Here is a 13519-nt window from a genome sequence, read left to right on the forward strand (position 1 = left end):
TCAGGTTCCGTCGATCAGCCTGATGGCGAGATCGGGACTGAACTGCCCGGCCGGGACCGTCGGCGCGATGCCGCATTTGCCGTCGGACACGCCGGGCGTCTTCACCCACAGCAGCAGCTCGGCACCGCCGCCGATCTGGGGCGGCACACCGAGCTGACGGCCTGCCGGGTTACACCATTCGCCACTGGAACCTTTGCCGTTGCGGCTGGTGTCGACCACGAACCGCGCGCCGCCGCCCAGCGACGAGTTGACCGAGTTCGCGTAGCTGATCGACTGGCTCGTCGGGTAATAGTTCGACACGTTGACCGAGAACCCGCGGACGTTGTGCACACCCGCGGACTCAAGCCTGCTCGCCATGGTCGGCGCGTCGACCCAACCCGCGTTGCCGCCGTCGAGGTAGGCGAAGGTGTTGGGCGCCTTCTGCTGGAACATCTGGGTCGCGTAGGTGAGCATGGCCAGCCGGTCGGCGATCGCGCCGGAGGTCATGCAACTGAAGTCCCCCAACGCGTCCGGCTCGATGACGACGATCGCGGGCTTGCTGCCGACGCCCGCCGCGAAGCTGGAGATCCAGGTCTTGTAAGCGCTGACACTGCCCGCGCCGCCGCCCGACTCGCCTCCGCAGGCGTCCCGGCCTGGCAGGTTGTAGGCGACCAGTACCGGCAGCTTGTCGTTGGCGTCGGCGGCTCCGGTGTAGCTCGCGACCGTGCCGCCGATGTCGCTGTCGTTGCCGAACCAGCGTGCGATCGGCCGGGCGCCGATCGACGACTGGATCCGCGCCGCGCGGGAGTCGCCCGCATGATCCCGCGCCCAGGTCGCGGGCAATGAGTTGGTGTTGACGTAAAAGCCGCTCGTCAAGTCCAGCGGGCTGGCGGCGCTCGCTGCCAGGGGTCGTGAGGGTTTTGGCCGGTTAGAACCGGCCGTACCACTCACGACCTCTGAGCTGGCGAAAGCCGTGATCCAGGCCAGCGATGAGTTCCAATTGATTGCGACTTCGTTCGTGGAGTAGGAGCCGATCTCGTCGAGGTAGCACTTGGCGGGCGGGCAGCCCGGCAGGTTCTGCTGCGCGACGGGGTCGGCCAGCGCCGAGTTCGGCCCGCCCGCGAGCGAGCCGGGCGGCGGGTTCGGCAGCTTGGGGTCGAGTTCGTGGGCGAAGATCCGGTGATGCTGGTTGTGACTGGCCTGCTCGCCGTACCCGGTGATGAACGACTGGTTCAGCGCGTTGCGCCCGAGCAGGTAGTCCATCGACTTGAGCACCGCGTCGCGATAGCCGGTCCGACGCGTGAGGTCGTAGGCGGTCGCGATGATCATCGCGTTGTTCGTGGTCGCACTGTTCGAACCCCAGGCGTACTGGCCGTCCGACGGCAGATACGGGTTGGGATAGCCCTGCGCGTCGAGATCGCGTACGTAACCGCCGGCGACGTTGAGCACCCGGTCGCGCGCCGCGCGGACGCGGTCCGCCGGGAACCGGAACGGCAGCCGGACCATCGTGATGTCGGCCAATCCCCCGGTGTCCTTCCAGGAGAAGCCGTCCGCCGTGAGCTTGGCCGTGACCCTGTCCAAATAGGACCGCTTGCCCGTGATCGCGTACAACTCCGCGCCGGCCCAGGCGAACTCGTCGGTGACAGTGGTGTCGTCATAGGGCCCGCCGCCGACGTTGTCCTCGCGCGGCGCGTAGAGGTCAGGGTGCGCGACGGCCGCGTTCCACGCCTTCTCCGCGACGCTCAGGCAGCGTTTCGCGAAAGCCCAGTCCCAGATCGCCCAGATGCGTGCGCACTGCGCGCCTGCCGCGGCGAGGTTCAACGTCGCCGCCGTCGACGGCGGGTGCAGGTAGCGGAGCTGGGGATCGTTCTGCGGCTGCGTCGGGAGCGGGGTCCAGGCCTCGTCGTGGATCTTGTGGTGCGCCATGCCCGCAAGCGGCTTGCCGTCCGGCACCTGCATGCGCAGCAGGAACTCCAGCTCCCAGCGGGCCTCGCCGAGCACGTCACGCAAGCCCTCGAAGTCTCCAGTGGACAGTGATCGCTCGTAGGAGTCCATGAGCTGCCAGGCGGCGAGCGCGCCGTTGACGACGTACTTGCCCTGGTCGCCCGCGTCGTACCAGCCGCCGCGCACGTCGAGCACGTAGTCGCAGGTCCCAGGCCTGCAAGGCACCTGGATGTCACCCTTGTTGGGCGCGACGCCGAGGTGACCGGCCGGACGCGCATAGGCGCCACCGACGATCTCGATGCCGCTGCGGTGGTAGTAGAAGTACTTGAGCGAGTCGCGGCGCAGCGCGTCGTACGGGTTCTCGGCGATGTCGAACGGCTGGCTGACCGCATCGCCGACCGCGACCGTGTAGCCGGTCCCGGCCTCGCGGAAGCCGCTGAAGTCGGCGAGGTGCACGTGATCACCCGACATCGCGTCGTCGCCACGCACCTGGGTCATGCCTTCCTCGACGGCCGTGCCCGTCGAATCGAGCAGCCGCCAGCGCACGGGTGCCTTGGCGGCGTCCACAATGGACGCCTGCTTGGGCCCGGACACCGCGTAGCCGACCTGGTTGACCCGGACCGGCGAGCCGAACGTCCGCCCGCCACCGGGCGGGATCACGCCGCCGGTCAGCGAGACGTCGTCCAGGCAGAGCCGGTACGGTTGCGTGGCGCCACCGGCCTGGAAGCCGACCTGGCCGTGGATGGTCGACACCGCCGCGGGCCCGGTGAACTCGAACATCTTGGGTGTGCTCGTCAAGGCCGCGGTCTTGGTGAAACTGGTCGTGTTCGGCGGAGCGGCGAGCCCCAACGCGGCGCGGATCGTGACGTCGCGGCTCGCCGAGGCGGTGAACCGGAGCGTGTACGGCTGACCGGCTTCCAGCGGGATGTCGTTCTGGCCGATCATGGACTCCCACGGGTTCACGGTGCCCGCCGGGATGTCGGCGCACAGCCTGCCCGAGTCCACTGTCGACGGTGTGTTCCCGCTGCTCCACCAGGGAGTCTTGACGCTGAACGTGCCGTTGAGCACGCGCTCGTACTGATCGGCGTGCGCGTCTGTGGCGAAGCCGGCCAGAAGCACTGCCGCGAGGCCGCCGACCAACCACCTGGGTCGTGAGTGTTTTGGCCGGTTAGAACCGGCGATACCACTCACGAGTCCTTCACTCCCAACGGCTCGAACTCGATCTGGGTCGTCGCGCCATCGGGCCACGTGACCGTCAGGCCGGTGGGCGTCGTGGCGACCGCGGTGCGCACAACAGGCAGGGCGTGCGCGCTCAAGGTGGCCAAGGCGGCATAGAGCCCGGCCGAGGCGTCGCCGGTCAAGCGGGGTATTCGGGCCCAGGCCGTGTAGGCGGTCCCTTGAGGCGCGACCACCTCGTCCTCGCTCGTCCATCCCCAGAGCGGCCGCAGCGCCGAAACCGCCTCCGGCCCGGTCGCCCAGCCGGTCAGTTCGACGCGAGCCCCAGGCGGCGCGCCGATCACCCGATGCACCCGCAGCTCATGGACACCCCGCGCGACGGTCAGGCTCTCGACCCGCAATCCCGGCACCATCGGCGACCCCGTCGCGAAGACCGGCCGATGCCACGAAGCCGCCCAATTCTCCGCGGCCCCCATCGGATGAATCCGGCGCCGGACACTGCGAACACCGCCCACGATCACGGCGAAGTGATTGTCGGCCGGGTTGCCGACCGACGTCGGCCCGGTATGGGTCGAATACGCGAGCCTGCCGTAATGGGGATCGTCGTCACCGGCCACCTCACCCTCGAATGGCCGCACATGGTCACTCCCGTGATTGTGCAACCGAACGATCCCGCCCGAGGACTGCACCAGAAACCCAGGACCGGACAACGCCAGCACCCGATCCGGCCCTTCGCTCGGCGCGGGTTCCTCCACCGAGGTCCACAATGGATGGTCAGCCCCGGCAAGCAGGCAGACAAAGGCTTTCGAAGCCCAGTAAGGCGACCCAGGCCCCGAGTAGAACTGCAGTGTCGGCTCATGCGGACCATGCCACCCCAGGCCGAGCAGCCCGTTCTCGTCGACGGCACCCCGCTCTAGGAAGTACCGCAGCGACCCGCTCAGCAATCGCCGCGACACCCCCGGGGTTAGCGGAGTGGAACCGGTCACCGCCCCCAACCCGACGGCCGAAGCGGCAGCGAACCGATAGGTGAGTGACCGTCCAAAATGGATCGGGGCGCCATCCGCCCCGAACAGCAAGGAGAAACTCTCCAGATGCGCACGCAGGCGATCACCGTGAACCGGCTCCCCCGCCAGAAATCCGTCGAGAACCGGATACAGGTGCAACGCCCAGCCGTTGTAGTGGTCGAACGCGCGGCCGTCGCCGTCGGAGTACCAGCCCTGCCCGTGATACCAGGTCTCCAGCAACTCCAGCGCCCGGCTCCGAGCCACCGCCGTCTCCGCGTCACCGCGCCCGACCGACTCCAGGAAACCGGCCACGGTGAACGGGAACAGGTACCAGTTGTTCGGCGCTGGCACATGCCGCAACGCCCCGCGCAACCAGTCCGAGGCCCGATCCTGCGCGCCAGGGTCGAGCCGATCCCACAGCCAAGGCCTGGTCAGGCGCAGGCCGAGCGCCACGGACGCCGACTCGACCATCGGCTGTCCCTGCGTGAAGTGGTCGAGAATGACCGGCCACGCCTCCGCGCCGTCAGGATCGGTGCCCGCGTCGAGTCCCTCGGCGTACCGGTCGAGCATGCCGTGCGGGTCGGCGCCGCCCGCGCCCGCGATCCGGAACGCCGCGGCGAGGAACGTGCGCGCGTAGCCTTCGAGACCGTCGGACCGGACCCCGCTCTTCGATGGGCGGCCGGGCAGGTCCAGAAACGCGCCGCGGGGGCTTGACCAGCGCCAAGCCGCTTCGAGCAGGCCGTCGGCGACGGCTTCCCAGTGTGCGCGGGTGTAGCCGGTGTGCGGGCTCAAGTCCCGGTCTTCCGGTGGGAGCCTCATGCGGTGCGGTCCAGCCTTTCGCGTCGTACCGGGTGGGCGAACGGCTCGCCGGAAGCCCAGCGGCCGACCTCCGCGACGGCCAGGTCCGCCAGGCGCTGCCACTCGTTGCCCTGCGAACCGGCGAGATGGGGGGTGATCAGCACAGTGTCGGTGTCCCACAACGGATGCGACGCCGGCAGCACCTCGGGGTCGGTGACATCGAGCACCGCGCGGATCCGCCCGGCGACCGCGGCTTCGGCGAGCGCGTCCTGATCGACGATCGCGCCGCGCGCCGTGTTGATCAGCACCGCGTCGGGGCGCATCGAGGTGATCAGGTCGCGGCTGACCAGGCCACGCGTCTCGGGCAACAGTGGCGTGTGCACACTCACGACGTCGGCATTGGAGAACAACTTACCGATGCCCACCGCCTCGGCCCCGAGTCGAGCAGCCTCCTCGGCGCTCACGTAAGGATCATGCAGCAGCACGCGAAAGTCGTACGGCCGCAGCAGCTCGATCACCCGGCGGCCGATCAACGAGGCCGAGAGAATCCCCACCGTACGGCCGAAGTTGCCGACTGAACGCGGCGTGCTCAACCAGGCGTCCCTGCGACGCGCGGCCCGGTAGTCGCGGGCGCGTTCCAGCACGCGTTTGCCGGTCAGCATGATCATCGCGACCGTGTACTCGGCGACCGGGAGTGCGTTGGCCGACGCCGCCGACGCGACCTCGATCCCCTGTTCCCAGCAGGCCTCGGTGACGTGGGCGTGCACGGACCCGGCTGTGTGCACGATGGCACGCAGGCGCGGCGCGGTGGCCAGCACTTCGGCGTCCAGCCGTGGGCAACCCCAGCCGGTGATCAGCACCTCGACGTCCGCGAGCACGGCACGAGCCTGCGCGTCCTCAAAGGACTCAAGTACGCCGGGAGCCAGCGAACAGACCTCGCCGAACGCGGCCAGCGCACGCGCGTCGATCACGGCCTCGGCGGCGTCCAACGACATCGCCAGTGCGGCGCGTGGGCTCATTTGACAGCTCCCGCGGTGAGACCGGAACGCCAGAATCGTTGCAGCAGAATGAAAGCGAGCACGAGCGGCAGCACGGCGAGCAGCGAACCCATGATGACGACCGGGTAATACTCGGGTGACACGGTCGCGGAGCTGTTCCAGGTGTACAGGCCGAGGCTCACCGGATACAGCTTCTGATCCGAGAGCATCACCATCGGCAGGAAGAAGTTGTTCCAGATCGCCGTCAGCTGGAACAGGAAGATCGTCACGACGCCAGGCCCGAGCATGCGCAGCGCGACCTTCCAGTACATGGCCAGCTCACTCGCGCCGTCCATACGCGCGGCCTCGAGTACCTCGTCCGGCACATAGCCCTGGCTGAAGATGCGCCCGAGGTAGACACCGAACGGGTTGAACAGCACCGGGATGAACACCGACCAGAACGTGTTGACCAGCCCCGCGCCCGACGCCATCAGGTACAGCGGCAGCGCGAGCACCGTCTGCGGCACCATGACCGCGGCGAGCACCAGCCCGAAAAGCTTTTCCTTGTGCCGGAAGCTGTACTTGTCGAACGCGTAGCCCGCCGCGACGCTCACCAATGCGCTCCCGGCGGCACCGAGTACGGCGTACAGCAGGCTGTTGACATACCAGCGGCCGTAGATGCCCTTGTCCATCGCGAACAGGTCCTGCAGGTTCTTGATCGGCGAGAACCCGTGCAGGGTGAGCAGATCGCTGCCGAACAACGCGTCGCGGTCCTTCGCCGCGGCGAGCACCAACCACAGCACCGGCAGCAACGTGTACAGCACCGAGAGGCCGACGATGAGGTTGACGGCGGTGCGGCCCAGTATCCTCGGTCTCGTCGCGAGCGTGCTCATCGGGCTTCCCTCGTGCGGTTGGTCCAGCGGGTGACCACATAGGACAGAGCGATCGTGCATGCCAGCAGGATCACCGACGCGGCGGCGGCCAGCCCGTAGTTGTTACGGGTGAAGGCCGCGTCGAAGATGTACATGCTCGGCGAGAACCGCGAGTTGATGATCGGCGTGGTCTGGCTCAGCAGCATCGGCTCGGTGAACAGCTGCAGCGCCCAGATCAGCGTGAACAACGCGACCATCACCAGCGACGCCCTGACCAGCGGCGTCTTGATCCGCAGCGCCATGCGCACCGGGCCGGCGCCGTCGACCACCGCGGCCTCGATCACCTCACGCGGCACGGCTTGCAACGCGGCGTAGAAGATCACCATGTTGTAGCCGAGGTTGCTCCACAGCGCGATGTTCACGATGGCGGGCACGACCGCGTGCACGCCGAGGAAGTTCACTGTGATGTCGACCTTGCCGAGCAGGTCGACCACGGGGCTGATGCCAGGGGTGTAGAGATACAGCCAGATGATCGCGGCGATGATCCCCGGCACCGCATGCGGCAGGAACAGGCCGAGCTGCGCCCACGAACGCAGCCGCGCGACGCCGGAGTCGAGCAACAGCGCCAGCAGAAGCGCACCCACGACCATCAGCGGGATGTAGATCAGGCAATACAGCGCGACGACCCCGAGTCCATTGAGGAAGGTCGGGTCGGTGACCACGGCGACGTAGCTGCGCAAGCCCACGAAGATCGTGCTCTCTTCACCGAAGCCGAGCCCTGGCTGGTCGTCGCCGAAGAAGCTCAGCCAGACCGCCGTTCCGACGGGGATCAGGAACACGGCCAGCAGCAGCAAGAAAAACGGCGCCATCAATACGGCGCAGGCGGAACGTTCACGGCGCCGGGTGGCGGACGTGGTCATCGGAAATCACCACCCTTTCGGTCAGGAGCTGTGCTCGGTGGTGGCGAGGCCCAGCGCCACGAGGTCGGGCATCGTGCCGCGCTGCGCTTCGCGGACCGCGTCGAGCAGCGTGCCGTCGCCCGCGCCTGCCAGCGCGAAACCGTCCTCCATCACGCGCTGGGTGGCGGTCATCCGCGGCCCCCAGGTCCAGCTGTCGCGGATCTTGGCCGCCTCGGCGTCGAAGAGGCTGTAGATGTCCTGGCCGCCGTAGTAGGCGCGGTCGAACGCGGCTCGCCCGACGTCGACCAGCGCGGGCGCGGCCGGATACTGGCTGCTCGTGCCGCTGGACAGCCGGGCACGCAGCGCGTCGGGATGCGAGACCTGCCATTCGATGAACTCCATCGCGGCCTCGGGATGCTCGCTGTCCCTGGTGATCGCGAACGTGGACCCGCCGTGCGTGCCGACGAGCGGATGCGCCGGGTCCCACTGCGGGACCGGCGCGATGGCCCACTTGCCTTTCTGGCCTGGACGCGCCTTCATCTGCGCGCCCGCGTCCCACGCGCCGGTGAGCCTGGCGAAGACGAGCCCCTGGCCGATCTGCGCGTCGCTCTGCCTGCCCAGCGACGGGTTCGCGAAGAGCAGTTGCTCGTCGAGCAGCCCTTGCCAGAACCCGGCGACGCGTCGCGTCGGCGCGTCGGCCAGCGAGACGTTCCAGGCGCCGTCGCTGGTGTCGAACCAGCGCGCACCCGCCTGCCATGAATGCCCGGCGAACTGCAGCGCGCCATCGGTGGGGAACAGCGCGAGCTTGCGTCCCGGCGCCTTGTCCCGCACCGCGCGCGCCGTCGCGGCGAACTCGTCCCAGGTGCGCGGGACCCGCAAACCGTGCTGCTCGAACAAATCCGTGCGGTAGTGCAGCACGATCGGCTCGACGTCGAGCGGCACGGTGAACACCCGGCCGCCGAAGGTCGTGAGCCCCAGCGCCTGCGGCAGCAGCCGCGATCGCAGCCGCTCACTGAGCAGGCCGGTGAGGTCGCGGGCGACACCGTCGATGGCGAACCCCGGCACCTGCGGGTATTCGAGGGTGGCGACATCCGGCGCGTTCCCCGCGCGGGCGGCGTTGCTCAGCTTCGCGTAGCCACCCTGCTGGCCGCCGGGGATCTGCTGGAAGACGACCTGGATCCGCTTCTGGCTTCGGTTGAACGCGTCGACCACCTGCTGACTGCCGCGCAGCGCTGACCAGAAAGTGATCCTCACCGGTCCGCTCGATGTGCTCCCGCCGCCCGAACAGCCTGCCAATGGGAGCGCGAGAGCCGCGGCGAGCACGGATCGGCGACTCGGTCGACCAGGCATCGGTGCCTCCTGCGCTGAGTGGCGGTCACCGCATTCTGATCACCTGAGCGTTTTACGGTCAATAGTTCGACATCAAGCGGTCAAACGCTCAGATAGGGCCGAGTCGATCCGCGCACCTTCAATTCGGGGATCAGCTCGACCCGCCTCGGCCGCCCGGCGCTCGCCTTGCCGAGCCGGTCCAGCAGCAGCTCGGCCGCCACTTTCCCGACCTCGGACTTCGGCGGGGCGATGGCGGTCAGCGGCGTCCTGCCGAGCGCGGCCACGACGTCGTCGTAGGCCACCACCGAGCAGTCGGCTGGCACCCGGATCCCGGCGTCGGCCAGCTGCTGGACCAGCATCAGCGCGTCGTCGTCGCCGTGCAGCACCGCGCCGGTGATGCCCCGCACGCGGATGAGCTCGGCCAGCGAGCCGGGCGGTGCGCCGGGGTCGGCGCCGGCGTCCGGCGCGCTGAGCACCACGGTCCAGTCGTCGATCTCCGTGTGCGCCACGGCGATCTCGGCGAAGGCCGCCCGCAGCGCACGCGCCGTCGGGCTGTCGTCGCGCGCGGCCAGCGCGATCCGCCGGTGCCCGAGCGCGATCAAATGCTCGACGGCGAGATACATGCCGTACCAGTGATCGGTGCACACCGAGTCGGCCGCGTGCAGCGCGCTGCCGGGCCGCGGCCTGCGTTCCATCAGCACCGTGGGCACGTCCGCCTCGGCGAGCCAGGCGTAGGCCGCCTCCTCGTCGGCCGCGGTCCGCCAGCGCGGCGCGATCAGCAGACCGGCCACCTCGTCGGCGACGACCCGTTCCACGATCGGCTGCTCGGCGCTGCGCACCCGCGGCGCGATGTGCAGCACCACGCGCATCCCCGCCTCCTCGAGCACGGTGCGCGCGCCGTGCACGACCTCGTTGAGGTAGGCGTGCCGTTCGGGCACGACCAGCGCGACGGTGCCGTCCTTCGAGTCGGGCATGACCGGCGCCTTGGGCATCGGGACCAGCGACCGGGCGACGCCGTGGCCACGCCGGAGCTTGCCTTCGCGCGCCAGCTCCTCGACGTCGCGGCGCACGGTGATCACCGAAACCTCGAGCTCGGCGGCGAGGTCGCTGACGCGCGCCTCGCCTCGCGCGCGCACGACCGCCAATATCCGCTGCCGCCGTTCGTCACCCGGTTCGCGCATAACACAGCCTTACGATCGTTTGAGCGTTTCGCGGAGAGCATATCGATCAGAAACACTCAGTCAACCAGGTGCCACTTTTCGGGTGAAGTTCGGTAATTGAGCGCCCTCTTCACCTGGACGGGTGACGCCCGTCACCCTACTTTTGAATGACTCGGACCAAAGTCTGCTTCCAAAATGACAAAGTGAGGGCACTGTGGCCCCGAACAGCGTGATCCACAAACGAGCTGCCTGGAAACTCGCACTGGCGGTGACGACGGCGTTCGCCTCGCTGGCCGCGCCCGCTCAAGCCGAACCGGCCCACGAGGTGGCGAAAGTGCTGGTCTTCTCGAAGACCGCCGCCTACCGGCACGACTCCATCCCCGACGGGATCAAGGCGATCAAGGAACTCGGCGTCCAGCACCACTTCGGCGTCGAGGCGACCGAGGACGCCGGCGCGTTCACCGACGCGAACCTCAAGCGCTTCACCGCGGTCGTCTGGCTGTCCACCACCGGCGACGTGCTGAACGCCGCGCAGCAGGCGGCGTTCGAGCGCTACGTCAAGGCGGGCGGTGGCTACGCCGGCGTACACGCCGCGTCCGACACGGAATACGACTGGCCGTGGTACGGCACCCTCGTCGGCGCGTACTTCGCCGCGCACCCGCAGATCCAGCAGGCCGACGTGCGCGTCGAGGACCACGCCCATCCGTCCACTGTGGATCTTCCAGGCACCTGGAAGCGCACCGACGAGTGGTACAACTTCCGGCAGAACCCGCGTGGCAAGGTCCACGTGCTGGCGAGCCTCGACGAGAAGAGCTACGACCCCGGCGGCGGCGCCATGGGCGACCATCCGACCGCCTGGTGTCACACGAATTCCGGCGGCCGCTCCTGGTACACCGGCGGCGGGCACACCAAGGAGTCCTACGCCGATCCGGCGTTCCGGTCGCACCTCGCCGGCGGGATCCGGTACGCGGCCAAGATGGTCGACGCGGACTGCGGCACGAGCACGGCCGCGCCGGTCGACACCGACTTCGACCAGATCACGCTGGCCAAGGGCGAGGAGAAGACCGGCGAGCCGATCGCGCTCGCGGTGCTGCCCAACCGCGACGTGCTGCACACCTCGCGCGACGGGCGCGTCTGGTACACGAGTTCCGCCGCGACGACCAAACTCGCGGGCCAGCTCCCGGTGTACACGCACGACGAGGACGGCCTGCAGGGCGTGGCCATCGACGCCGGTTTCGCGTCGAACCGCTGGGTGTACCTGTACTACGCGCCGAAACTGTCCACGCCGGCCGGTGACGCGCCGGAGACCGGCACCGCGGCCGACTTCGCGCCGTTCAAGGGGTACAACCAGCTGTCCCGGTTCAAGCTGGGCACCGACGGTGTCCTGAACCTCGGCAGCGAGCAGAAGATCCTGCAGATACCCGCCGAACGCGGGATCTGCTGTCACGCGGGCGGCGAGATCGACTTCGACGCGCAGGGCAACCTGTATCTGTCCACAGGGGACGACAGCAACCCGTTCGCCTCGGACGGCTTCACCCCGATCGACGAGCGCGCCAACCGCAACCCGGTCTTCGACGCGCAGCGCAGCGCGGGCAACACCAACGATCTTCGCGGGAAAGTTTTGCGTATCAAGGTGAACGCCAACGGCGGATACAGCGTGCCCAGCGGCAACCTGTTCAAGCCCGGCACCGCGAAGACGCGTCCGGAGATCTACGCGATGGGCTTCCGCAACCCGTTCCGGTTCGCCGTCGACCGCAAGACCGGGTGGCTGCATCTCGGCGACTACGGCCCCGACGCGGGTGCGGCGAACCCGGCGCGCGGTCCGGGCGGGACGGTCGAGTTCAACCTGATCAAGCAGCCTGGCAACTACGGCTGGCCGTACTGCATCGGCGACAATCAGCCCTTTGTGGACTATGACTTCGCCACCGGCGCGTCCGGAGCCGCGTTCGACTGTGCCGCACCGAAGAACACCAGTCCGCGCAACACCGGCCTGACGAACCTGCCGCCGGTGCAGCGCGCGTGGATCCCGTACGACGGCGGCTCGGTGCCGGAGTTCGGGAACGGCTCGGAGTCGCCGATGGGCGGACCGGTCTACCGCTACGACGCGGCATCGGCGTCCAAGACGAAGTTCCCGGCGTACTTCGACGGCAAGACCTTCGCCTACGAATGGGAACGCAGCTGGATCAAGGAAATCAGCGTCGGCCCGAACGGCGAGCGCGGCGAGATCAAGCCGTTCTTCGACTCGATGACACTGACCAGGCCGATGAACATCGAGTTCGGCCCGGACGGCGCGCTCTACGTGCTCGACTACGGCAGCGGCTACTTCGGCGGCTCCGCGGACTCGGCCGTCTACCGCATCGACTACACCCAGGGCAGCCGTACCCCGGTGGCCAAGATCGCGGCCGACCGCACCTCGGGGCCGGCGCCGTTGACGGTCCGCTTCGACCCGGCGGGCACGCATGACCCCGACCAGCAGCCGCTGACCTACGCGTGGGACTTCGACGGCAACGGCACGACCGACTCGACCTCGGCGGGTCCGGTGTCCTTTGTGTACAACTCGGCGGGCCAGTACACCGCGAAGCTCTCGGTGACCGACTCGACCGGACTGACCGGCGCGGCGAGCGTGGTGGTCACAGCGGGCAACACGGCGCCGGTGGTCTCGTTGCGAACTCCGCTCAACGGCAGCGTTTTCGCGTTCGGTGACACGGTGGCGTTCAAGGTCGACGTGACGGACGACCGGGCTGTGGACTGCTCGAAGGTGACCGTCGAGTACATCCTCGGCCACGAGGGTCACGGTCATCCGCTCAGCAGGGCGACCGGCTGCGAGGGCACGATCGCGACGCCTGCCGACGGCGGCCACGGTGCCGACGCGAACGTCTTCGGCGTCATCAACGCGACGTACACCGACGGCGGCGGCACGGGCGCTCCCCCGCTGACCGGCTCGGCGGAGAGCGTGCTGCAGCCGTCGTTGAAGCAAGCCGAGTTCTACACCGAGGCCAACGGCATCCAGGTCGTCTCGCAGACGGACGCGAGCGGCGGCAAGCGCGTCGGATACATCGAGCCCGGCGACTGGATCAAGTTCGATCCGGTGAACCTGGCCGGGGTCAGCGGCATCGGCTACCGCGTGTCGTCCGCGGGCGCGGGCGGAACGATCGAGGTGCGCTCGGGTTCGGTCAGCGGGCCATTGGTGCAGCAAGTGACCGTGTCGAACACGGGTGGCTGGGACACCTATGTGGACATTCCCGGCGCGCCGATCACGGATCCGGGTGGCACGGGTGCGCTGTATTTCGTGTTCCAGGGCACGGGATCCGGCGGACTGTTCGATGTGGACGCGATCAGGTTCGAGCGGTGATGTCGTGAGCGTTGCGGGCGGTTCTAACC

The 13519-nt window shown here is 68.6% G+C and carries 8 protein-coding genes; 1 reads left to right on the forward strand and 7 read right to left on the reverse strand.

Annotated elements, in window-relative coordinates; translation table 11 throughout:
- The 7 genes from ACFV15_RS38645 to ACFV15_RS38675 form a co-directional block, all read right to left on the reverse strand.
- On the reverse strand, window positions 1-3042 hold the full coding sequence (locus ACFV15_RS38645) for a glycoside hydrolase family 9 protein (RefSeq protein WP_378357172.1): 3042 nt from the start codon (window positions 3040-3042) through the stop codon (window positions 1-3).
- A gap of 68 nt (window positions 3043-3110) precedes the next feature.
- On the reverse strand, window positions 3111-4922 hold the full coding sequence (locus tag ACFV15_RS38650; RefSeq protein WP_378357173.1) for a DUF2264 domain-containing protein: 1812 nt from the start codon (window positions 4920-4922) through the stop codon (window positions 3111-3113).
- Window positions 4919-5920: a hydroxyacid dehydrogenase gene (locus tag ACFV15_RS38655; protein WP_378357175.1), complete on the reverse strand. Its 1002-nt coding sequence runs from the start codon at window positions 5918-5920 to the stop codon at window positions 4919-4921. Before ACFV15_RS38655 ends, ACFV15_RS38650 begins: the two co-directional genes overlap by 4 nt.
- A complete protein-coding gene (locus ACFV15_RS38660; protein ID WP_378357177.1) occupies window positions 5917-6771 on the reverse strand; it encodes a carbohydrate ABC transporter permease in 855 nt (284 codons plus the stop codon). Before ACFV15_RS38660 ends, ACFV15_RS38655 begins: the two co-directional genes overlap by 4 nt.
- The gene (locus ACFV15_RS38665; protein WP_378357179.1) at window positions 6768-7670 is read right to left on the reverse strand and encodes a carbohydrate ABC transporter permease; all 903 of its coding nucleotides are present in this window, start codon (window positions 7668-7670) and stop codon (window positions 6768-6770) included. The genes ACFV15_RS38660 and ACFV15_RS38665 overlap by 4 nt, the downstream gene beginning before the upstream one ends.
- A gap of 21 nt (window positions 7671-7691) precedes the next feature.
- Window positions 7692-8903, reverse strand: a complete 1212-nt coding sequence (locus ACFV15_RS38670; protein ID WP_378357180.1) for an extracellular solute-binding protein — start codon at window positions 8901-8903, stop codon at window positions 7692-7694.
- Window positions 8904-9079: 176 nt separating this feature from the next.
- Window positions 9080-10159 carry a substrate-binding domain-containing protein gene (locus tag ACFV15_RS38675; RefSeq protein ID WP_378357182.1) on the reverse strand — a complete coding sequence of 360 codons (1080 nt, stop codon included), beginning with the start codon at window positions 10157-10159 and terminating at the stop codon, window positions 9080-9082.
- Window positions 10160-10406: 247 nt separating this feature from the next.
- Between ACFV15_RS38675 and ACFV15_RS38680 the strand changes: the two genes are divergently transcribed.
- Window positions 10407-13490, forward strand: a complete 3084-nt coding sequence (locus ACFV15_RS38680) for a ThuA domain-containing protein (protein WP_378357184.1) — start codon at window positions 10407-10409, stop codon at window positions 13488-13490.
- Window positions 13491-13519 lie beyond the last annotated feature (29 nt).

It is taken from the genome of Amycolatopsis sp. NPDC059657, from assembly GCF_042734395.1.
GTDB lineage: Bacteria > Actinomycetota > Actinomycetes > Mycobacteriales > Pseudonocardiaceae > Amycolatopsis.

Coding starts and splice junctions, on each gene's coding strand:
- ACFV15_RS38650 (WP_378357173.1), bottom strand. CDS start 4,922: ATGAGGCTCCCACCGGAAGACCGGGACTTGAGCCCGCACACCGGCTAC.
- ACFV15_RS38655 (WP_378357175.1), bottom strand. CDS start 5,920: ATGAGCCCACGCGCCGCACTGGCGATGTCGTTGGACGCCGCCGAGGCC.
- ACFV15_RS38660 (WP_378357177.1), bottom strand. CDS start 6,771: ATGAGCACGCTCGCGACGAGACCGAGGATACTGGGCCGCACCGCCGTC.
- ACFV15_RS38665 (WP_378357179.1), bottom strand. CDS start 7,670: ATGACCACGTCCGCCACCCGGCGCCGTGAACGTTCCGCCTGCGCCGTA.
- ACFV15_RS38675 (WP_378357182.1), bottom strand. CDS start 10,159: ATGCGCGAACCGGGTGACGAACGGCGGCAGCGGATATTGGCGGTCGTG.